The sequence below is a fragment of the Caulobacter segnis genome, from assembly GCF_019931575.1.
Classification (GTDB): domain Bacteria; phylum Pseudomonadota; class Alphaproteobacteria; order Caulobacterales; family Caulobacteraceae; genus Caulobacter; species Caulobacter segnis_C.
In genome coordinates this window covers 4,869,972-4,891,056 of sequence record NZ_CP082923.1, presented here as the reverse complement: position 1 = coordinate 4,891,056, position 21,085 = coordinate 4,869,972, and the positions used below count along the sequence as shown (strand labels likewise).

Sequence of the window (21,085 nt, the reverse complement as noted above, 5' to 3'; positions counted from 1 at the left end):
AGATCGCGATCGAGGAATGATCAAGTTTGCACTGGCTTTCGAGCCAGCTGCGAAATGACATTGTGAAGGCAGGGTTCCTCCGCCAACCGTAGCTCACCCCTGGGATACGGACCTGGTTTAAGGATGGACTTAAGAAGACATCATTGTCTGACTAAAGGTAGAGCTCATGCTCGATCCCTTCCCGCGAGATGCGGCTAGGGTCGATTATGCATGGGTTTTGCTGAGAACGATCAAGCGCATAAGGGCTTCTGACGGATGCCTTGGCATTGAGAGGCGATGAAGGACGTGGCACGCTGCGATAAGAGCCGGGGAGGCGCGAGCACCCTTTGATCCGGCTATCTCCGAATGGGGAAACCCACCTTTATGGTCACCCGACTTTGCTTCAGCTTCGGCTGGAGCGGCGATCGGTTGATCAGAAAAGGTATAATGACCTGAATACATAGGGTTCATTAAGCAAACCCGGGGAACTGAAACATCTCAGTACCCGGAGGAAAGGACATCAACCGAGACTCCCGTAGTAGTGGCGAGCGAACCGGGACCAGGCCAGTGCTGTCGTGACATAAAGCTGAATGTGTTGGGAAACACAGCCATAGTGGGTGATAGCCCCGTAAGCGTCAAATAGCGACAGACTCGAGTAGGGCGGGACACGTGAAATCCTGTCTGAACATGGGGGGACCACCCTCCAAGCCTAAGTACTCCTCAATGACCGATAGCGAACAAGTACCGTGAGGGAAAGGTGAAAAGCACCCCGACAAGGGGAGTGAAACAGAACCTGAAATCGGAAGCCTACAAGCAGTCGGAGCCACCGCGCGTGGTGACGGCGTACCTTTTGTATAATGGGTCAGCGACTTCATGTGCCGTGCAAGCTTAAGCCGTTAGGTGTAGGCGCAGCGAAAGCGAGTCTGAATAGGGCGAATAAGTACGTCGCATGACGACCCGAAACCAGGTGATCTATCCATGAGCAGGTTGAAGGTAAGGTAACACTTACTGGAGGACCGAACCGGTGAATGTTGAAAAATTCTCGGATGACTTGTGGATAGGGGTGAAAGGCCAATCAAACCTGGACATAGCTGGTTCTCCGCGAAAACTATTTAGGTAGTGCCTCGGACGTATTCCTTGGGGGGTAGAGCACTGAATGGATGCGGGCGGCGCGAGCTGTACCAATTCTAATCAAACTCCGAATACCCAAGAGAACTATCCGGGAGACACACGGCGGGTGCTAACGTCCGTCGTGAAAAGGGAAACAACCCTAACCATCATCTAAGGCCCCCAAGTACTGGCTAAGTGGGAAACGATGTGGGTTTGCTTTGACAACCAGGATGTTGGCTTAGAAGCAGCCATCATTTAAAGAAAGCGTAACAGCTCACTGGTCAAGCGAACCTGCGCGGAAAATGTAACGGGGCTCAAGCCAGTCGCCGAAGGTATGGGTGTGCACTCTGTGTACGCGGTAGCGGAGCGTTCCGTAAGCCGATGAAGGTGAGGCGTGAGCCTTGCTGGAGGTATCGGAAGTGAGAATGCTGACATGAGTAGCGATAAAGAGGGTGAGAGACCCTCTCGCCGAAAGCCCAAGGGTTCCTGCGTAAAGCTAATCTGCGCAGGGTTAGTCGGCCCCTAAGGCGAGGCCGAAAGGCGTAGTCGATGGGAATCAGGTGAATATTCCTGAACCAGTTGGAAGTGACGGATCTGGTAAATTGTCGGGGCTTATTGGATTGCTCCCGGCAGTGAACAGGTCCCTGGAAATAACTCCAACGGAGACCGTACCCGAAACCGACACAGGTGGGCAGGTAGAGTATACCAAGGCGCTTGAGAGAACTATGCTGAAGGAACTCGGCAAATTGCACGCGTAACTTCGGGATAAGCGTGACTCTCTTTTGGGCAACCAGATGAGAGTGGCACAAGCCAGGGGGTAGCGACTGTTTATCAAAAACACAGGGCTCTGCGAAGCCGCAAGGCGACGTATAGGGTCTGACGCCTGCCCGGTGCCTGAAGGTTAAAAGGAGGGGTGCAAGCTCTGAATTGAAGCCCAGGTAAACGGCGGCCGTAACTATAACGGTCCTAAGGTAGCGAAATTCCTTGTCGGGTAAGTTCCGACCTGCACGAATGGCGTAACGACTTCCCCACTGTCTCCAGCATAGGCTCAGCGAAATTGAATTCCCCGTGAAGATGCGGGGTTCCCGCGGTCAGACGGAAAGACCCTATGAACCTTTACTGCAGCTTCGCCTTGGCGTTAGCAGCAACATGTGTAGGATAGGTGGGAGGCTATGAAACCGGGGCGCCAGTTCCGGTGGAGCCATCCTTGAAATACCACCCTTATTGTTGCTGACGTCTAACCGCGGCCCGTTATCCGGGTCCGGGACATGGCGTGGCGGGCAGTTTGACTGGGGCGGTCGCCTCCCAAAGTGTAACGGAGGCGCGCGATGGTGGGCTCAGACCGGTCGGAAATCGGTCGTCGAGTGCAATGGCATAAGCCCGCCTGACTGCGAGACTGACAAGTCGAGCAGAGACGAAAGTCGGCCATAGTGATCCGGTGGTCCTGCGTGGAAGGGCCATCGCTCAACGAATAAAAGGTACTCTAGGGATAACAGGCTGATTTTGCCCAAGAGTCCATATCGACGGCAAAGTTTGGCACCTCGATGTCGGCTCATCACATCCTGGGGCTGGAGCAGGTCCCAAGGGTTCGGCTGTTCGCCGATTAAAGTGGTACGTGAGCTGGGTTCAGAACGTCGTGAGACAGTTTGGTCCCTATCTGCCGTGGGTGTACGAGACTTGAGAGGATCTGTCCCTAGTACGAGAGGACCGGGATGGACACACCTCTGGTGGACCTGTCATGGCGCCAGCTGTGCAGCAGGGTAGCTAAGTGTGGAATAGATAACCGCTGAAAGCATCTAAGCGGGAAACTAACCTCAAAACAAGGTCTCGCTGAGAGCCGTGGAAGACCACCACGTTGATAGGCCGGGTGTGGAAGTGCGGCGACGCATGGAGCTTACCGGTACTAATAGCTCGATAGGCTTGATCGTTCTTCAGTCAAACCCATGCAAACGCATGGCTCTACTTCAGACACTGATGTCTTCTTCACAATCTTCGCTCTCGCAAGAGAGCGACTGATATCCTTTTCGCTGACCTGGTGGCTTTGCCGGGGGTTCCCCACCCGATCCCATTCCGAACTCGGTCGTTAAGTCCCCCTGGGCCAATGGTACTTCGTCTCAAGGCGCGGGAGAGTAGGTCGCCGCCAGGTCCGCCAAAAGGATATCTCCGATTAAGTCCAAGCCCTGCCATCACAATCAAACACCCTGACGCGGGGTGGAGCAGCCCGGTAGCTCGTCAGGCTCATAACCTGAAGGTCACAGGTTCAAATCCTGTCCCCGCACCCAAGGGTCTTCCAAGCAATAGCCGCCTTCGGGCGGCTTTTTGCGTTTCTGGTCTCATCTTCCAGCCTCACCAGAACGGCTTGGCGTCGAGCAGGTCGTCCAGCGCCCGGCGAGCCCGGTCGAGGAGCTCCGTCTCGTCGTCGGCCAGGGCGATCCGGGCGGCGTCGCGGGCAGTCGTCGCGTCGCCGTGGCTGACGGTCTCAATCAGGGTCTGGCGGACGCTGCGGTCGTTCAGAGCGCCCAGGATGTCCTGCACGGCGCGCGAAGCGGCGATGAAGCGTTCGGCGCGTTTGGGATGCTCCGGAAACAACCCCGCCAGGTCCTCGGCCGCGTAGCGCAGGGTCTTGCCCTTCAGGCGCAGCCTGTGGCGGGCCTGGGCGTCGAGGTCGGAGAACGCCTTGGCGCGCTTCCTCACCTGCTTGAGGCGGTGTTCCAGCACCTTGGCGGCGTGAGCCGCGGCCGGGCCGTCGCGGACCTCGGCGAGCCCCGGATCTGTCGTCCAGGCGCCGGCTTCCAGCCAGGCGGCGGCCTCAAGCAGCACGTCGCGGGCGCGCGGGCTTTCCAGCGCCGCCTCCATGCGGAGATAGGCGTTGGCGCGGGCGGCCTCGAGACCGCGCTCGAAGGCGTCGCGACCGGCGAAGGCCGCGCCGGCGGCGCTGGCGTTCCAGACCTCGCCGACGAAGACGTCGAGGTCGCGGGCGGCGTCGAACTCGCCGGCCAGCCAGGCCAGTTCCGCGTCGAGCCGCCGGGCGGCCTCGTCCCGGGCCAGCGGCTTGAAGATCTTCAGCAGCGCCCGCAGCCGCCGGGTGGCGACCCGCGCCTGGTGGACGCTGTCCGGCTCGGGCCGTTCGCGCAGGGCCTCGAGGCCGGCGCAGAGGTGGGCCAGATCGGCCTGGCCGAGCGCCTGCAGCGCCTCGCCGACGCTGGCGGCCGGGTCCAGGGCGGCGGCCTGCCGGCGCGGAGCCGGGGCGTCGACGCCGGCCGCGAGGCCGTAGCCCCGCTCGGCCTTGCTGATCAGCGACAGCCGCAGCGGCGTGCGCTTGGCCAGCTCGCGGGCCAGGTCGAACAGCGCCCCCGGCTGGCCGGCCTTCAGCTCCAGCTCCAGTTCGCAGACCGGCGCGCGACGGCCGTCGGCGCTGAGCTCGCCCCGGTCGAGCGCCGCCTCGATGATGGCGTCGCCGACATGGACGATGCGAACGACGCGCTCGACCCGAGTGGTGAAGACCGGGGTCAGGGTCTCGCCGTCCAGCATGGCGGCCGCCGGCGTGCGGGCCAGGGCGTCGCGGTCCGGATCGGGCCCGGCGATCGCCGTCTCCCATTCGCCGCGCGAGAAGACGCCGCCGGCCGAGGCCGACTTCAGGGTCTGCTTGCGGCCGCCCTCGCCGTCGCGGACGCGCAGGCCGAAGCCGGCCTTGCGCAGGGCGTGGTCTGGGGTGTCGAAATAGGTGGCGTCCAGCTGGCGCACCGCGCCCTCGCCGTGCAGCTGGGCCAGGGCCAGCGCCGCCGATTCCGGCGGGATCAGGAATTTCAGCTCGATCTCGCGATCCATGACCTGATCAACTCCAGAGCGCTCGCCTGGCTCCGACAGCGCTATGACCTGTCTCCGCCGTCTTGCCAAGGGTCTTGCCCGAGGCGCGGGCCCAAGCGTCTTGCCAAGTCTTTGACACGGGTCCAAACGTGCGCGCCATGAGCCAAATCAACGCCGCCCCCCGCCACGACTGGACGCTTCCCGAGGTGGAGGCCCTGTTCGACCTGCCGTTCATGGAGCTGGTGTTCCAGGCCGCGAGCGTGCACCGGGCGGGGTTCGATCCGTCGGAGGTGCAGCTGTCGCAGCTGCTGTCGGTCAAGACCGGCGGCTGCGCCGAGAACTGCGGCTATTGCAGCCAGAGCGCCCATTTCAAGACCGGCCTCAAGGCCGAGAAGCTGATGGCCGCCGCCGACGTGGTGGCCAAGGCCCGCGCCGCCCGCGACGGCGGGGCCCAGCGCTTCTGCATGGGCGCGGCCTGGCGCGAGCTGAAGGACCGCGACCTGCCCAAGCTGACCGAAATGATCGGCGAGGTGAAGGCGCTCGGCCTGGAGACCTGCGCCACCCTGGGCATGCTGACCGCCGACCAGGCCAAGGCCCTGAAGGCCGCCGGCCTCGACTACTACAACCACAACCTCGACACCGGCCCGGACTACTACAAGGACGTGGTCACCACCCGCACCTATCAGGAGCGGCTGGACACCCTGGCCCATGTCCGCGACGCGGGCATGAGCACTTGCTGCGGCGGCATCGTCGGCATGGGCGAGCAGCGCCGCGACCGCGCCGGCCTGCTGCACCAACTGGCCACTCTGCCGGCCCATCCCGACAGCCTGCCGATCAACGGCCTGGTCCCGGTCAGCGGCACCCCGTTGGGCGACAGGATCCTGGCCGACGGCGACAAGCAGATCGACGCCATCGAGTTCGTCCGCACCATCGCCGTGGCCCGCATCGTCTGCCCCCGGTCCATGGTCCGCCTGTCGGCCGGCCGCGAGGGCATGAGCCGCGAACTGCAGGCCCTGTGCTTCATGGCCGGCGCCAACTCCATCTTCGTCGGCGGCAAGCTCCTGACCACCCCGCTGCCCGGCATGGACGAGGACAGCAAGCTGTTCCACGACCTCGACCTGCGGCCCATGGGCGGCAAGGTCCATGTCGAGGCGCACGACCACGCGCACGAGGTCGTCGCGGCGGAGTAGGACCGTACGATCAGGCGCGCGGGTTCAGCAGGATCTCGCGCCGCCCGTCCTCGAACTCACGTCGCGTCTCGGCGGCGCCCGCCAGATATTCCGCCAGCACTTGCGGCGGGTATTCGCGAGTCAGGATGCGCATGTCGTGCTCGGCCTCGTCCAGGAGCGTGGTCACATGGCGGCAGCCTCCAAGAGATCTAAGGCTGCACCGACCCGGGAGGCCGCTTACGGCCCGTTGCGGACATCGGCGTTTAACCCAACCTAGCGCTTCAGCCACGCGGCATGCCAGCCGGCGGTGCGAGCCACATCTTTCCAGCTTTGGCATCGAGCACAATGAAAAGCTGATCCAGCAGATCCATGCCGATCGCGCCTTCAGTGTCGTCACCAGACCAAGGGAAGATCTTGGTCCTAACGTTCGTGTAGCGATTGGCGCCAAGGCTCACGACGGGCAGGACGCCGAAATCCGCAGCCCGCTTGAGCCCGTCCACGCCAACGGTTTCCCCTCGCTGGACGCTGGCATTGGCTGGTCCGACCCGCCGCCAGGCGTTCGGCTCAAGCGTAAGGGCGCCGGCGGCGCCCAGGTCAACTTCGATGACGACGGGTTTGCCGTCGACGTCTATCTCAATCCGGTAGCCGTCCTTGAGGGGCAGGAACGGAAAGCCTGCGGGAGGCCGCAACACGCCCGATGGGTAGAGGTCGAGGGTTCGCTTTGCCGGGTCCAGCTTGACCGCGAGCTGGGACAGATGGTCGCCCCCCAGGATGAATTCGATCTTGCGGCCCATCGCCGCCGATAGCGCGGCCATGTCAAAACCGGCCACGGCGGGGCTCTGAATCTCAAGTTGATCAGGAATCCTGATCTGGACATCAGACACCCGCCGCTTCGGGATCGAAGACCCGGTGGATGTTCGGACCATCCCCTGCGGCGCGCCGATTTGGAGACCGGCGTCGGCCGCCAGTGTCGTGTCGATCAGGCTGCGCTCCGCCCCGGTATCCAGCAGAGCCCAAACGTCGCGCCCCGCCACTACGGCCCTGAAGGTCACGTGGCCACGAACCAGTTCATACGCCGCGGGCTTGTGGGCAGCTTGGGGCGCGAAACGCACCTTAACTTGAATCTCGGAGCTCGTCGCAGGCGGAGAAGGCGATGGGTTCGGTGGTGAGACGCTTTGCCCCGCCAGCAAGCCACTGAAGATCAGAGCCAAAACCGACACGCCAACCTCCACGATCGCCACCTCTCTTTGAGGCTAATCCGCCAGCATTTAACGTCAAGGTTGAGGGCGCCTGAGGTCCAATCTCCACCCTTCTCGGACGTTCGCTGGGTCCGCTTCCCGGCGCCGACGACCGACCTTTGGCGCCGCTGGTCCATCCCCCTCATTTCAGGGCCGGTGTTCACCGAGACCGGCAATGACTCGCCGTCGCGATCTGAAGGTCTCCGTCGTCGAACGGCTTCTCGACCGCGCGCGGTGCCGACGAGAATATCCTGCCAACCTACGCGCGATCATCCCTTGAAATACGGCCGCCAGACCGCAAGACTTTCGCGCCGGCCTATGGAAACCTAGATGAGTCCTTCTGGAACGATGTTCGCGCGGCGGGCTTTGCTGATTGGATCCGCAGCACTGACCGTCAGCGGCGGGTCGACGTCTGCCCACGCCCGTCCGCGAGCCCGATGCCCGGACGGCGGCGCCTGGATTCCGTCGGAAGATCTGGTTCAGGAGCTTCCACGTTTCATGCGGATTGCCGGGGTGCCCGGCGTCGCCATTGCAGTCATAGACCGGGGAAAGCTCACCTGGAGCGGCAGCTTCGGAGTGAAAAACGTTCTCACCCGCGACCCTGTGCGGGAGGACACGTTGTTTGAAGCGGCATCGATGACCAAGCCGGTCTTCGCCTATGTCGTGATGCGGCTGGTCGATGAAAAGCGCCTGGACCTCGACACGCCGCTCGTCGCGTACCGCCGGCCTGCGAATCTGGGTGATGACCCGAATCTGGAACGGATCACGGCCCGGCATGTGCTGGCGCATTCGACCGGCTTGCCCAACTGGGCTTCCGCGCCGCTCGTCACAAGTCAAATGCCTGGATCGCGTTACACCTATTCGGGCGAAGCCTTCATCTGGCTCCAGTTGGTCGTCGAAACGATTATGGAAATGGGCCTTGGCAGTGTGATGCAGGCGAAGCTGTTCGGTCCGGCTGGAATGTCTCACAGCAGTTTCGGCTGGGACGAACAGATCGCCAAGTCAGCGGTCTTTGGCCATTCCGAGCCTCCAGAAGGCGAGCGGGCGCTTCCTCCCCAGCCCACGCGCGAGCTGGGCGACCGGCTGCTTCGGGTCGCTTCGCAGTGGCGCAAGCCGATCGCGTCATGGACCTACGAAGATTCGATCTCGGCGATGCGCGAGACCGATCCGAAGACGACGCCGTCGACGCACGACCTGCTGGTCAATTCGGCGGGCGGGCTCCTGACGACGGCGTCCGACTATGCGAGGTACATGCTGCTGATGATGGACCGGCCGGGGCGGGCGGGCTGGGAGATCAGCGATGCGGCCCGGCGGGCGATGCTCACCCCTCAGCTCGACGTGCGCGGGCGCGACATTGCGCGCGGACTGGGTTGGGAACTCGAACAATCTTCAGCGGGCCCGCTGTTCCAACACAGCGGCAGCAATTACGGGATCTTCAAAACGCTGGGCGTCGGCGACGCCCGCCGCGGGCGAGCGATCGTCGTCTTCACCAATGCCGCGAACGGAAATGCGCTTGCATCCCTGATCGTTCGGCAGGCAACCGGGATCGACCGGCTGAAGTCCTTGGTCTAATCGGCGCTCATGGCGCCAGATGGGGCAGCCTCACTCGGCGGAACACAACAGAGCTATCGGCTGATCAGAGAGAACGGTTCGCTTATCTCAAACGGAGACGGACGCCCTGCGGCCGCCGCGTTCTCCGTCTTCCAAGCGCCGAGCCAACATCTGAAATCGACCGAATGCCGATTCTGCTCCCCTCTTGGGGGCGTTGTCGCGGAGCGACTGAGGGGGCATGCGGCTTCTCCCTCCGGCCCTCTGGGCCACCTCCCCCAGAGGGGGAGGAGAGATCGGAGATCCACCCTCCCCAGACCCGCGCCGCCCCCTTTATCTCACGCGAACCGCTTGGCGCCGGCGACGCAGAGGACGATCACGGCGGCGGCGGCGATCATGGCCGGGGCTATCGGCTCGTGCAGCAGGAGGCCGGCCAGGGCCAGGCCGAAGAACGGCTGCAGCAGCTGCAGCTGGCCGACCTTGGCGATGCCGCCCAGGGCCAGGCCGCGATACCAGAACACGAAGCCGACCAGCATGCTGAACACCGAGACATAGGCCAGGCCCAGCCAGGCCGGGGTCCCGACACCGCGCCAGCTGGCGGGCAGGGTGACGAGAGCAACCAGGGCCATGACCGGCAGGGCCAGGACCAGCGCCCAGCAGATCACCTGCCAGCCGCCCAGACGCCGCGACAGCACCGCGCCCTCGGCGTAGCCCAGGCCGCAGGCGACGATCGCCGCCACCATCAGCAGGTCCCCGATCAGCGATCCCGCGCCGCCGCGCGAGACGGCGAAGCCGGCGACCGACAGGCTGCCGACGATCGAGAAGATCCAGAAGGCGGGCCGGGGTCGCTCGCCGCCGCGCAGCACGGCGAAGATGGCCGTCGCCAGGGGCAGCAGGCCGACGAAGACGATGGAGTGGGCCGCCGAGACGTGGCGCAGGGCCAGGGCCGTCAGCAGCGGAAAGCCGACCACCACGCCCAGGGCGACGACCGCCAGGGCGCGCAGGTCGGACCGGGCTGGCGGCTTCTGCTTCAGGGCCAGCAGCAGGACCGCGCCCAGCAGGGCGGCGATCACGGCGCGGGCCGAGGTCAGGAACACCGGCGAGAACCCTTCCACCGCGACGCGCGTGGCCGGCAGCGAGCCGCTGAAGATGATCACGCCCAGGAGGCCGCTGCCCCAGCCCTTGGCCGATTCCTGCGATGCCTGTTCCATCCGTCGTCCCCCGCGAGAAGCGTCGAGGCATAGGCGAGAAGGCGGCGCGCGGCCCAGGAACGATCCGTACAATCTAGACCGAACTGTATGCTATCAAGAGCCACACAGTTGAGGCGATGTCATGAGCCAGACCACGAGCCGGACAGGCGAGGTGATGGCGGCGATCCGCGGCCGGATCGCCAGCCGGTCGCTGTCGCACGGCGACCGCCTGCCCTCGATCCGCGCCCTGGCCGCGACCCTGAAGGCGTCGCCCTCGACCGTCGTCGAGGCCTATGACCGCCTGGTCTCGGAGGGCGTCGTGCTCTCGCGGCCGGGGTCGGGCTTCTATGTCTCGGCCGGGGCCGTCACGCCGGCCGTCAACGATCTCGAGACCCGCGCCGATCGCGCCATCGATCCGCTGTGGGTGTCGCGCCAGTCGCTGGACGCGACGGCGGCGGCGCTGAAGCCCGGCTGCGGCTGGCTGCCGCCGGACTGGATGCCCAACGCGATCCTGCGACGCGCCATGCGCGGCCTGGCCCGCGCCGATGACGCCCTGCTGGCCGACTACGGGCCGTCGCGCGGGCTGCCGGAGCTGCGCCGCCTGCTGGCCCGGCGCGGCGCGGCCGACGGCCTGGACATCGGGCCCGACCAGGTGCTGCTGACCACGTCCGGCACCCAGGCGATCGACCTGATCTGCCGGTTCCTGCTCAAGCCCGGCGACGCGGTGCTGGTCGACGATCCCTGCTACTTCAACTTCCAGGCCCTGCTGCGGGCCCACAAGGCGCGGATTGTCAGCGCGCCCTATACGCCGACGGGCCCCGACGTGGCGCGCTTCGCGCAAGTGCTGGCCGAGGAAAGGCCGCGCCTCTACATCACCAATTCGGCGATCCACAATCCGACCGGCGCGACGATGTCGGCACAGACCGCTCACCGGCTGCTGACGGTCGCCTCGGCCCACGGCCTGGTCATCGTCGAGGACGACATCTTCGCGGAGTTCGAGCCCGATCCCTCGCCGCGCCTGGCGGCCTTCGACGGCCTGGTCAACGTCATCCGCATCGGCAGCTTCTCCAAGACCCTGTCGGCCTCGACGCGCTGCGGCTACATCGCCGCGCGGCCCGACTGGATCGAGGCGATGGTCGACCTGCAGGTCGCCACCCATTTCGGCGGGGCCAGTCCGGTGGCCGCCCGACTGGTCTTCGACAGCCTGATGGACAGCGGCTATCGCCGACACGTCGAGGCGCTGCGGCGACGGCTGTCGGGGGCGCGGCGTGAGGCGACGGCGCGGCTGGCGGACCTCGGGGTACGCGCCTGGGTGACGCCGCGCGGCGGGTTCTATCTGTGGGGACGGCTGCCGGACGGCCGGGACGCGTCCAACGTCGCCCGCCTGGCCCTGGACGAGGACGTGATCCTGGCGCCGGGAAACGTGTTCAGCGCGGCCCAGACCGCGCCGGACTTCATGCGGTTCAATGTCGGGCAGATGCGCGACCCGCGCGTCTTTCAGGTGCTGAAGGCGGCGCTGGCGCGCGGCTGAGGCGGCCTACCGCTCCTCGTCGAACCGGTTCTCGACCAGTTCGCACAGGGCCTCGACGGCGGCCTGGGCCTCGGGGCCCTCGGCGGTGATGTCGATGGTCGAGCCGATGCCGGCGGCCAGCATCATCAGGCCCATGATCGAGCGGGCGTCGACCGATGACCCTTCGCGGCTGACGGTCACCTCGGCGTCGAAGCCGGACGCCGTCTTCACGAACTTGGCCGAGGCGCGGGCGTGCAGGCCGCGCTCGTTGATGATCTCGACCGTCCTTGACGTCATGCCCGTCACTTTTCCCCGGCGAGCACGTAGGAGGCCACGGAGATGTACTTGCGTCCAGCCTCCTGGGCGTGGGCGACGCAGGCCTGCAGGCTCTCGCGCTGGCGCACGCTGGCCAGCTTGATCAGCATCGGCAGGTTGAGGCCGGCGATGACCTCGGCCTTGGTCTGCTCCATCACCGAGATGGCCAGGTTGCTGGGCGTGCCGCCGAACATGTCGGTCAGCAGGATGACGCCCTCGCTGTCGACATCGACGGCGGCGCAGGCCTTCAGGATATCCGAGCGGCGACGTTCCATGTCGTCTTCCGGGCCGATGCAGATCGCCTTCACGGCGGCCTGCGGCCCCACCACATGCTCCATGGCGGAAACGAATTCCTCCGCCAGACGCCCGTGCGTCACGATCACGAGCCCGATCATGCCTTGTATCTCAAACGGGATCCCCATTCCCGGCGCGACCGGGAGAGCGTCGCGCGGGCGGCCTTGATACGCCCGTTAGGATTGGACTCCAAGAGACTGCATCATGCGTCGGATTTTCGCGGGGGCGGCGGGTTCTCGCGGCCACAGGTCGAAGACGGGGACGGCAATGCCCAGCATGGCCTCGGAACGCGGGTCGGGCAGGCGTTCGACGGCCTCGGGACGCTCGACGCAGCGGACCAGCAGGGCGATCTCGCAGAAGGGCAGGGCCGGTTCGGCGACCACGCCCAGGCCGCGGACTTCGATCAGGCCGGCCAGAGTCTCGGGAGCTTTGCCATAGAGGCGGCCGCCGGCGGTGAAGACGATCACGCGGTCGTCGGCCGCCAGGCGAAAGCCGGCCTCGAGGGCGCGCAGGGCCAGGTCGCTCTTGCCGACGCCCGAGGGACCCTCGATCAGCGCGCCGCGCCACAGGCCGTCCTGGCGCAGGGCGATCAGGCCGGCGTGGCGGATATCCGAGTCGCTCATTCGTGGACGCTCGGCAGCTCGACCACGAAGCGGGCGCCGGCGATCCCGCCGGCGATGTCCATGCGGTTCTCGGCGCGAATCGTCCCGCCGTGGGCCTCGACGATCTGGCGGGCGATCGACAGGCCCAGGCCCGAATTGCCGCCGAAGGCCCGGCCCTTGGGGCGCGAAGTGTAGAAACGCTCGAAGATGGTCTCGAGGTTGTCGGGCGGTATGCCCGGACCGTCGTCCTCGACCATGACCAGGAGATGGCCACGGGTGCGGGCCAGCTGGATGCGCACCTCGCCGTCGGCGGGGCTGAACGAGCGGGCGTTGTCGACCAGGTTGCGGAACACCTGCCCGATCGGCGTCTCGCGGCCCAGGATCGTGGAAGGCGGCGAGGGATCGGCGATGCGCAGGCCGACCCGCACGCTGCCGGGAGCCTCGCCGGGCCGCAACTGGGCCTCGTAGAGCCCGGCGATCTCGGTCAGCAGGCGCGAGAGGTCCACCACCTTGGGATGCTCGCGCGACAGCTCGGCGTCCAGGCGCGAGGCGTTGGAGATGTCGGTGACCAGGCGGTCCAGGCGGTTGACGTCGTTCTGCAGGATGGCCAGCAGCCGGGCCCGGGCGGCCGGGTCGCTGACCAGGTCCAGGGTCTCGATGGCCGAGCGGATCGAGGTCAGCGGGTTCTTGATCTCGTGGGCCACGTCGGCGGCGAAGCGCTCGATGGCGTCCATGCGCTCGGACAGCGAGTGGGTCATGTCCTCCAGCGAGCGCGACAGGTCGCCGACCTCGTCGCGGCGCTCGGAGAGGTCGGGCAGCGAGATGGCGCGTGCGCCCTGCAGGCGGACATGGTCGGCGGCGCGGGCCAGGCGCAGCACCGGCACGGCGATCAGGCGGTGCAGCAGAACGCTGGAGATGACGATCGCGATCATCGCCACGACGATGAACGGCAGCAGGGCCTTGCGCTCGGCCGAGATGATCTCGTCGACGCCGCCGGCCTCCAGGGTCAGGACGCCCAGCACCGCCTGGACCCGCTGGATCGGAATCGAGACCGACACCACCCGCTCACCGTCCTCGGAGACGCGCATGCCGGTGACGGCGCGGCCGCTCCGCACGGCCTGGGCGACCTCGTCGACGAGCGCCGCGCGCGCTTTCTCGGCCTTGGCCGCCTCACGCGGGGCCAGACGGCCGCCGTCGTTGTTCTGGCCAGGCTTGCGGGCGGGGGGCAGCACCTTCCAGTCGACGCGGTCGGCGACCACGAAGGAATCCGCCAGGACCTTGCCCTGGGCGTCGAACAGCCGGGCGCGCTGCGAGTGCTGGATGAACAGCACCTGCAGGATCTGGCTGGCGGCGGCGGCGTCGAGGGTGGGCTCGGGGTCGCCCTGTGTGGCCAGTTCGTTGATCACCTTGGCGATCAGCTGGCCCTGGGTGGTCAGGCTGTCGATCCGGGCGTTGATCAGGCCCGAGCGCAGCTCGTTCAGCACCAAGGCCCCGACGATCACGATCGCCAGGGCCAGGACGTTCAGGGTGATGATCAGCCGACCGAGCCGCGACCCGCGCGGCCAGGCGAAGCGCCGCCTGGGTTCAGCCGCGCCCGCGGCGTTCGGCTCAGGCTTCGCGGTAACGATAGCCAACGCCGTACAGGGTCTCGATGGAGTCGAATTCCGGGTCGACCTGACGGAACTTCTTGCGCATGCGCTTGATGTGGCTGTCGATCGTGCGGTCGTCGACATAGACCTGATCGTCGTAGGCGGCGTCCATCAGGTTGTCGCGGCTCTTCACGAAGCCCGGGCGCTGGGCCAGGGCCTGCAGCAGCAGGAACTCGGTGACGGTCAGGCGCACGGGGCGGCCGTCCCACAGGCTGTCGTGGCGGGCCGGGTCGAGGGTCAGCTTGCCGCGCTTCATGACCTTGGAGCCGGCGGCTCCGGCCGCGGCCGCGCCGCCGACCTCTTCCTCGTCCGGACGGGCGCGGCGCAGCACGGCCTTCACCCGCTCGAGCAGCAGGCGCTGGCTGAACGGCTTGTGCATGTAGTCGTCGGCGCCGAGGTTGAAGCCGAGGATCTCGTCGATCTCGTCGTCCTTGGACGTCAGCATGATCACCGGAATCTCGGAGGTCTGGCGCAGGCGCCGCAGCACCTCCATCCCGTCCATGCGAGGCATCTTCACGTCCAGGATCACCAGGTCCGGCGGGCTGGCCTCGACGGCCTCGAGCCCCGCGACCCCGTCGTAATAGGCCTTCACCGCGTGGCCGTGGCTTTCCAGCGCCAGCGAGACCGAGGCGACGATGTTCTCGTCGTCGTCAATGAGGGTGATGGCGGCCATTTCGTCGTTCTTGTCCTATACCTTCCGTCGTCCGGCGATCTTATCGATCGACCGACGCAGCTTCAACGCGTGGCGCGGTAAAGCTTTCCCAAGGCTTCTGGCCGGGCTTTGCGGCCCCACGAAGGCGTGATTGGGGCCTATCCGCCCGCTCTGTATCGGAAAACCGGCGCCTCAACCTCACCTTAAGGTCTTGAGACCCATAGTGAGGGTTCCTGGACCATTAAGGTTTCCTGGGGCGAGTGGGGCATGAGCCAAGTCCATTACGAGCTTTTTGTCCGGCGGAAAGTCGGCGCGCAGTGGACGCTCGAGATCGCCTCGGAGAACCGCGCGCACGCGCTGCAGGTCGCCGAAGACGTTCTGGAGCAGGGCCGCGCCGTCGCCGTTCGCGTCAGCAAGGAAACCCTCGACCCGTCGACGGGCGAGTACAAGTCCATCGCCATCTTCACCAAGGGCATGGTCGACGGCGGCAAGCCCAAGAAGGAGGTCGAAGAGCGCGACCCCCTCTGCGTGCAGCCCGCCGACCTCTATACCGCCCACGCCCGTGACCGTATCGGCCGCCTGCTGGAAGGCTGGCTGAACCGGCACAAGGCCACCCCGTTCGAACTGCTGCACCGTCCCGATCTGGTCGAGCAGCTAGAGGCCTCCGGCACCGACCTGCAGCACGCGCTGCAGAAGATCGCCATTCCGGAAGCCGAGGCGCGCGGCCAGACCGTGCACGAGGTCATCCGCCACTTCCAGGGCCTGGTCGAGCGCACCGTCGCCAACCTGATGAAGTCCTTCAAGAAGGGCGACCTGCCGGACCTCGACAAGGAAGGCTTCGCCAAGGCGGCCGAGCGCCTGGTCGCGGACCCGGATCGCGCCTTCCTGCTGGGCGCCGGCGTCGCGGCCTCGATCGCTCCCGCCGCCAACTGGTCGGAGAAGATCGCCCGCCTGCTGGACCTGGCCGACGCCGCGCCGACCGAGCCCCGCGCCCGCGCCGCCGCCCTGGGCGCCATCGAGCAGCCGCTGGCCGAGATCATCGGCTCGCGCGCCGGCATGGCCGACCTTCTGGACACCAAGGACGACCTGGGTTCGACCCTGGCGGCCATGACCCGCATGACCGGCGGCGCCGCCGTCGAGGCCCTGATCCGCATCGAGGCCAGCGTTCGGGGCTGCATGCCCGAGCTGTCGGGCACGGCCCGTCGTCTCAGCGAATGGCTGGCCGGCGACGATTTCCCCAGTGTCCGCAAGGCCATCGCCGAACGCGTCCTGACCGAGCTGAACGGCGTCCGTCGCCTGAAGCCGAGCGACGCCGAGGCCGAGATCGAGTTCCTGCGCGCCCTGGCCATGAGCCTGACGGCCGCGGCCGGCCGCATCCTGCAGGCCGAGGACATCCAGGGCGCCTTCACCACGCGCTCCAAGACCCTGCTGAACGGCGACTTCATCGAGTCGCTTCTGGGCCGTGACCGCTCGGCCCACGAAGAGATCAAGATGCTGATCCGCCTGGCCGAGAACGTCATGGGCGCGGTCAACAAGCGCAACGCCTCCCGCTGGCTGAACGCCAACATCAGCGCCATGCGCTTCGAGAAGGAGCTGCGCCAGGGGCCGGACTCGCCGGTCGCCAAGCTCAGCCACCTGGCCGTCCTCCAGCGCTCGCTGACCCGGTCGGGCCTGGTGCGCGAGGATTACGAACCCCTCTGCGCCAAGCTGGGCGACATCGGGGCCCTGATCGAGGCGGACTCGCGGCTGCTGACCATGCTGGTCCGCGCACCCGCGCCGCTGCCCCACCGCCTGACCCTGCTGGCCAAGCTGGCCATGGGCGAGGCCGGCCCGACCGGCCCCGTCGCCGACCGAGCCCGTGTCGAGGCGCTGAAACTGGCCCGGGATCCGGGGTCTCGCGAGCAGCTTCAGGACTCACCGCAGACGATGGACCTGATCAAGACGCTGGTCGGCCAGGCCGCCTGAACCGGCGCCGCATCGCCGTGGTCGAGTCTCACGGTCAAGTTTCCGTGGCCGGCCTCGACATTCGCGGGCGACTCGATTCTTTTTCGCTTGTCAGTTGAATCGGTCCGGCAGGGGCGGACACGACGTCCCACAACTCAAATCGGGAGAACTCCATGGCGAACAAGAAAAGCGTGGGCGACCTGATCGCCATCGCGCGCGCGGGCGGCGGCTTCGAGCTGAGCGCCAATGACTACACGCCCGATGAACTGGCGGCGGTGGCCAACAAGCTGGTGAACGGCGCCAGGCTGACCCTCCGCGACGCCGGCGCCCTGGAGATCACGGAACTGACCGCGATCGCCCAGTCCGGTCCTCCCGGCTCGGTCTTCATGGTCTTCTGAACCGACCCTTTGACTCTTCCCCGACGGCGCCCGGTAGGCTGAGCCCGGGCGGCCGTTGGGGTCGCCATCGCTCCGCCTCCTGGAGATCGCCATGGCTGTGTTCACCGTCCTCTATCCCGCCCGCGACGGCGCGAAGTTCGACCACGACTACTACCGGGACATCCATATCCCGCTGGCGAGGGAAGCCTTCGCGCCGACGGGTCTGACGGACGTTCAGGTGCTCAGAGGGCTGTCGAGCGGCGATGGCGGGCCCGCGCCGTTCGTGACGATCGCCCACCTCTTCTTCCGCGACGCCGAAGCGATGCAGGCCTCCCTGACCAGCGCCCGCGCGCCGGAGGTGATGGCCGACGTCGCGAACTTCACCGACATCCAGCCAATCGCCCAGATCAGCGTGGCGGCGGACTAGCCCAGCACTTCCGCCAGCGCGTCGACCACCCGTTCGACATCGCCGTCGGTCATGGCTGGATACAGCGGCAGGGTCAGGCAGCGGGCGTACCAGGCGTCCGCGCCGGGCAGGTCGGCGAGGCCCTGGCGGTTCACGTAGTAGGGCTGACGGTGGACCGGGATGTAGTGGACCTGAGTCCCGACGCCCTTGGCCTTCAGCGCCTCGACCACGGCGCGTCGGGTCAGGCCCAGGCCTTCGAAGTCGATCAGCACGGTCAAGAGGTGCAAGGCCGGGTTCGAATGCGCCGGGCTCGCGGCAAGCCGCGCCTTGGGCGCGCGCTCGGGCAGTCGGCGGGCGTAGAGCGCGGTCAGGTCGCGGCGGCGGGCGACGAAGCGGTCCAGCTTGTTCAGCTGCGACAGGCCCAGGGCGCACAGCACGTCGGGGATGCGATAGTTGAAGCCCAGCTCGGGCATCTCGTACCACCACGGATCGCCGCCGGGCTGGCGGACCATGCCGTGCGAGCGCAGCAGGCGGGCCTTGGCCGCCAGGTCGGCGTCGTTGGTGGTCAGCATGCCGCCCTCGCCAGTGGCCAGGGTCTTGACCGGATGGAACGAGAAGCTGGCGAAGCTGGAATAGGCGCCGTCGCCGACGGGATGCGCGACGCCGCCGAAGGTCCCGATCGAGCCCAGGGCGTGGGGCGCGTCCTCGACCAGCGCCGCGCCCGCCGCGTCGGCTAGGGCCTTTAGCGCCGGCAGGTCGCAGACGTCGCCGCGCAGATGGACGGGCAGCACTGCCTTCACCCGCTTGTCGCGGGCGCGATCCAGGGCCCCGGCCAGGGTGTCGGGGGTCATCAGACTACTGTCGGGATCGACGTCGGCGAACACCACCTCGGCCCCGACGTAGCGGGCGCAGTTGGCGGTGGCCAGGAAGGTGACCGAGGGGGCGACGCAGACATCGCCCTCACCGACCCCGAGGGCCATCATGGCCAGGTGCAAGGTGGCCGTGCCGTTCGAGACGGCGATGGCGTGCCGGGCTCCGACCTTGGCGGCGAAGGCGGTCTCGAACGCCTCGACCGTCGGGCCGGTGGTCAGGAAGTCGCCGCGCAGGGCCTCGGCGACGGCGGCGATGTCGTCATCCTCGATCGTCTGGCGGCCGTAGGGAAGAAAGCCGCTCATCGCGCGGCCTTCTCCTCCAGCATGGCCAGCAGGCCCTCGGGCGAGAGCCAGTCGTGGTTGTTGTCGCTGCTGTACGAGAAGTCCTCGGCCACGGGCTTGGCGCCGTCCGCCGCGCCATAGGGCGTGCGGCCGAACTCGGCGAAGTTGGGCTCGATGGCGAAACGATCCTCGAACTCGACGGTCGAGCGCGAGTCGTCGGCGCTGATCATGATCTCGTGCAGCTTCTCGCCCGGGCGGATGCCGATCACCTTCATGCCGGCGTCCGGCGACATAGCCTTGACCAGGTCGGGCATGGCCATGGAAGGGATCTTGGGCACGAAGATCTCGCCGCCGCGCATCATGGTCAGCGACGACAGCACGAAGTCGACGCCCTCGTTCAGGGTGATCCAGAAGCGGGTCATGCGCGGATCGGTGACCGGCAGCTCGGTCGCGCCGTTGGCCAGCAGGCGACGATACAGCGGCACGACGCTGCCGCGCGAGCCCACCACGTTGCCATAGCGGACGACAGCGAAGCGCGTGCCGATGTCGCCCGACAGGTTGTTGGCCGCCACGAAGGTCTTGTCCGAGGCCAGCTTGGTCGCGCCATAAAGGTTGGTCGGGTTGCAGGCCTTATCGGTCGACAGGGCCACCACCTGCTTCACGTGGTTGGTCAGGCTGGCCCAGACCACGTTCTCGGCGCCCAGCACGTTGGTGTGGATGCACTCCGAGGGATTGTATTCGGCCGCCGGCACCTGCTTCAGGGCGGCGGCGTGGATGACGATATCGACGCCGCGCAGGGCCAGGGTCAGGCGCTCGCGGTCGCGGACGTCGCCCAGGAAGAAGCGCGTCTTGGCGACGGTCTTGTCGTCGAACTGCTCGCGCAGTTCGATCTGCATGTCGCTCTGCTTCAATTCGTCGCGGGAATAGACGATGACCTTCCGCGGGTCATAGCGGCGCAGCACGGTCTCGATGAATCTCCGGCCAAACGAGCCGGTGCCGCCGGTGACCAGGATCACCTTGCCGTCCAGATCGAGGGATTTGGGGGAAAAACGGCCCAAGTTCAGCCTCCTGCGACGTCCGCCAGCCTCCAGGCCCAAGACGGGGCTCGGCGACGAATCGTGGTTAACGCCCCTTGATGCGCGCAGAGGCGTAAAGAGGACGTCAACCGCCTCGCGGTAGCAAGGCGTCATGCGCCGCCATCGCCTCCTCCCGATCGCCCTGGCCGCCGCCCTCGCTGGCGGTCCTCTGGTCATGCCCGCCAACGCCTTCGCTTCCGCGCATGGCAAGGAAGAGAAGAAGGCGCCGCCGACCTATTTCCAGCTGGATCCGATCAACGCGGTGGTCCTGCGCCGCGACGGCCGCCGGGGGGTGATGACGGTCGACACCGGCATCGAGGCCAAGGATCCGGTGCTGATGGCGCGGGCCCAGGCCTCGACGCCGCGCCTGCGGGCGGCCTTCGCCCAGGTGCTGATGGTCTACGCGGCCGGCCTGCGCGGCGGGATCGCCCCGGACATGGACTATGTTGGCCGCGAGCTGCAGAAGGCCTGCGACCAGGTGCTGGGCAAGCCCGGCGCCAAGGTCCTGATGGGCTCGGCGATGCTCAGCTGAGCTTGGTCTTCCTGCGTGCGCGGAAGAAGCCCCGCAGCAATTCGGCGCTCTCCTCGGCCAGCACCCCGCCGGTGACCTCCGGCCGCCAGTGGCAGGTGGGCTGGGCGAAGAATTTCGGGCCGTGGACGACCGCGCCGCCCTTCGGATCCTCGGCCCCGAACACCACCCGGCCGATCCGCGCGTGACTGATCGCCCCGGCGCACATGGCGCAGGGCTCCAGGGTCACGACCAGGGTCAGGTCGGTCAGCCGGTAGTTTTCCAGCCTGGCCGCCGCCGCCCGCATCGCCGCGATCTCGGCGTGGGCGGTGGGGTCGTGGGCGGCGATCGGGCCGTTGCCGGCTGTGGCGATCACCTCGCCGGTCCTAGGGTCCAGGATCACCGCGCCGACCGGGGTTTCCCCGGCCTCGGCGGCCGCGCGGGCGGCGTCGAGCGCCAGGCGCATCATCCGCCGATCCTGCTCCAAGCCTTGATCCTGGTCCTGATCGGTGTGCATTAGATTTTTTCAAGCCCATCGAGAGATGCGCCCAGCCCCA

Annotated in this window: 19 protein-coding genes, 1 tRNA gene and 2 rRNA genes; 10 read left to right on the top strand and 12 right to left on the bottom strand. The window is 66.7% G+C overall.

The features are described 5' to 3' along the window. The first annotated feature begins 228 nt into the window (after positions 1-228). The 3 genes from K8940_RS22400 to K8940_RS22390 all read left to right on the top strand — a co-directional run bounded on the left by K8940_RS22400 (position 229) and on the right by K8940_RS22390 (position 3,371). A 23S ribosomal RNA gene (locus K8940_RS22400) occupies positions 229-3,017 on the top strand. A gap of 103 nt (positions 3,018-3,120) precedes the next feature. Continuing rightward, positions 3,121-3,235 (top strand): 5S ribosomal RNA (gene rrf, locus K8940_RS22395). 59 nt (positions 3,236-3,294) lie between these two features. Next, positions 3,295-3,371, top strand: a tRNA-Met gene (locus K8940_RS22390). 64 nt (positions 3,372-3,435) lie between these two features. Here the strand turns inward: K8940_RS22390 and K8940_RS22385 are convergent. Beyond that, the gene (locus K8940_RS22385; RefSeq protein ID WP_223392246.1) at positions 3,436-4,917 is read right to left on the bottom strand and encodes a CHAD domain-containing protein; all 1,482 of its coding nucleotides are present in this window, start codon (positions 4,915-4,917) and stop codon (positions 3,436-3,438) included. Positions 4,918-5,054: 137 nt separating this feature from the next. Between K8940_RS22385 and bioB the strand changes: the two genes are divergently transcribed. Next, positions 5,055-6,086: a biotin synthase BioB gene (gene bioB / locus K8940_RS22380; protein WP_223392245.1), complete on the top strand. Its 1,032-nt coding sequence runs from the start codon at positions 5,055-5,057 to the stop codon at positions 6,084-6,086. A gap of 10 nt (positions 6,087-6,096) precedes the next feature. Here the strand turns inward: bioB and K8940_RS22375 are convergent, their stop codons facing one another. After that, positions 6,097-6,252: a hypothetical protein gene (locus K8940_RS22375; protein ID WP_223392244.1), complete on the bottom strand. Its 156-nt coding sequence runs from the start codon at positions 6,250-6,252 to the stop codon at positions 6,097-6,099. 94 nt (positions 6,253-6,346) lie between these two features. Continuing rightward, complete coding sequence (locus K8940_RS22370) at positions 6,347-7,285, bottom strand: pepsin/retropepsin-like aspartic protease family protein (protein ID WP_223392243.1); 939 nt, start codon at positions 7,283-7,285, stop codon at positions 6,347-6,349. A 348-nt stretch (positions 7,286-7,633) separates the two neighbouring features. Here K8940_RS22370 and K8940_RS22365 point away from each other — a divergent pair, with 348 nt between their 5' ends. Then, positions 7,634-8,875, top strand: coding sequence for a serine hydrolase domain-containing protein (locus K8940_RS22365; RefSeq protein ID WP_223392242.1), 1,242 nt, complete (start codon positions 7,634-7,636; stop codon positions 8,873-8,875). A gap of 314 nt (positions 8,876-9,189) precedes the next feature. Here the strand turns inward: K8940_RS22365 and K8940_RS22360 are convergent, their stop codons facing one another. Then, entirely contained in the window at positions 9,190-10,062 is an 873-nt protein-coding gene (locus tag K8940_RS22360; RefSeq protein ID WP_223392241.1) for a DMT family transporter, read from the bottom strand. 121 nt (positions 10,063-10,183) lie between these two features. On the opposite strand from K8940_RS22360, the gene K8940_RS22355 reads away from it, so the two are divergent. Next, positions 10,184-11,572, top strand: a complete 1,389-nt coding sequence (locus K8940_RS22355) for a PLP-dependent aminotransferase family protein (protein ID WP_223392240.1) — start codon at positions 10,184-10,186, stop codon at positions 11,570-11,572. 6 nt (positions 11,573-11,578) lie between these two features. On the opposite strand, the gene K8940_RS22350 is transcribed toward K8940_RS22355, so the two are convergent. The 5 genes from K8940_RS22350 to K8940_RS22330 all read right to left on the bottom strand — a co-directional run bounded on the left by K8940_RS22350 (position 11,579) and on the right by K8940_RS22330 (position 15,084). Further along, complete coding sequence (locus tag K8940_RS22350; RefSeq protein WP_223392239.1) at positions 11,579-11,857, bottom strand: HPr family phosphocarrier protein; 279 nt, start codon at positions 11,855-11,857, stop codon at positions 11,579-11,581. Beyond that, the gene (locus K8940_RS22345; protein WP_223392238.1) at positions 11,854-12,261 is read right to left on the bottom strand and encodes a PTS sugar transporter subunit IIA; all 408 of its coding nucleotides are present in this window, start codon (positions 12,259-12,261) and stop codon (positions 11,854-11,856) included. The genes K8940_RS22350 and K8940_RS22345 overlap by 4 nt, the downstream gene beginning before the upstream one ends. Before the next feature lie 75 nt (positions 12,262-12,336). Next, positions 12,337-12,783, bottom strand: coding sequence for an HPr kinase/phosphorylase (locus K8940_RS22340; protein WP_223392237.1), 447 nt, complete (start codon positions 12,781-12,783; stop codon positions 12,337-12,339). Continuing rightward, positions 12,780-14,396 (bottom strand): ATP-binding protein, encoded by a 1,617-nt coding sequence (locus tag K8940_RS22335; protein ID WP_223392236.1) that lies wholly within the window; start codon positions 14,394-14,396, stop codon positions 12,780-12,782. The genes K8940_RS22340 and K8940_RS22335 overlap by 4 nt, the downstream gene beginning before the upstream one ends. Continuing rightward, complete coding sequence (locus K8940_RS22330) at positions 14,371-15,084, bottom strand: response regulator transcription factor (RefSeq protein ID WP_223392235.1); 714 nt, start codon at positions 15,082-15,084, stop codon at positions 14,371-14,373. Before K8940_RS22330 ends, K8940_RS22335 begins: the two co-directional genes overlap by 26 nt. Before the next feature lie 246 nt (positions 15,085-15,330). Here K8940_RS22330 and K8940_RS22325 point away from each other — a divergent pair, with 246 nt between their 5' ends. The 3 genes from K8940_RS22325 to K8940_RS22315 all read left to right on the top strand — a co-directional run bounded on the left by K8940_RS22325 (position 15,331) and on the right by K8940_RS22315 (position 17,811). Beyond that, positions 15,331-17,028: a hypothetical protein gene (locus K8940_RS22325; RefSeq protein WP_223392234.1), complete on the top strand. Its 1,698-nt coding sequence runs from the start codon at positions 15,331-15,333 to the stop codon at positions 17,026-17,028. 152 nt (positions 17,029-17,180) lie between these two features. Next, entirely contained in the window at positions 17,181-17,405 is a 225-nt protein-coding gene (locus K8940_RS22320; RefSeq protein WP_223392233.1) for a hypothetical protein, read from the top strand. A 91-nt stretch (positions 17,406-17,496) separates the two neighbouring features. Beyond that, a complete protein-coding gene (locus K8940_RS22315; RefSeq protein WP_223392232.1) occupies positions 17,497-17,811 on the top strand; it encodes an EthD family reductase in 315 nt (104 codons plus the stop codon). Here K8940_RS22315 and pseC read toward each other — a convergent pair. Then, positions 17,808-18,965: a UDP-4-amino-4,6-dideoxy-N-acetyl-beta-L-altrosamine transaminase gene (pseC, locus tag K8940_RS22310; protein ID WP_223392231.1), complete on the bottom strand. Its 1,158-nt coding sequence runs from the start codon at positions 18,963-18,965 to the stop codon at positions 17,808-17,810. The two genes, K8940_RS22315 and pseC, sit on opposite strands and share 4 nt — an antisense overlap. Then, positions 18,962-20,002, bottom strand: coding sequence for a UDP-N-acetylglucosamine 4,6-dehydratase (inverting) (pseB, locus tag K8940_RS22305; RefSeq protein ID WP_223392230.1), 1,041 nt, complete (start codon positions 20,000-20,002; stop codon positions 18,962-18,964). The genes pseC and pseB overlap by 4 nt, the downstream gene beginning before the upstream one ends. Positions 20,003-20,132: 130 nt before the next feature. On the opposite strand from pseB, the gene K8940_RS22300 reads away from it, so the two are divergent. Next, complete coding sequence (locus K8940_RS22300; RefSeq protein ID WP_223392229.1) at positions 20,133-20,552, top strand: hypothetical protein; 420 nt, start codon at positions 20,133-20,135, stop codon at positions 20,550-20,552. Here the strand turns inward: K8940_RS22300 and tadA are convergent. Further along, positions 20,545-21,045: a tRNA adenosine(34) deaminase TadA gene (gene tadA, locus K8940_RS22295; protein ID WP_223392228.1), complete on the bottom strand. Its 501-nt coding sequence runs from the start codon at positions 21,043-21,045 to the stop codon at positions 20,545-20,547. The genes K8940_RS22300 and tadA overlap by 8 nt on opposite strands. Positions 21,046-21,085: the final 40 nt, after the last annotated feature.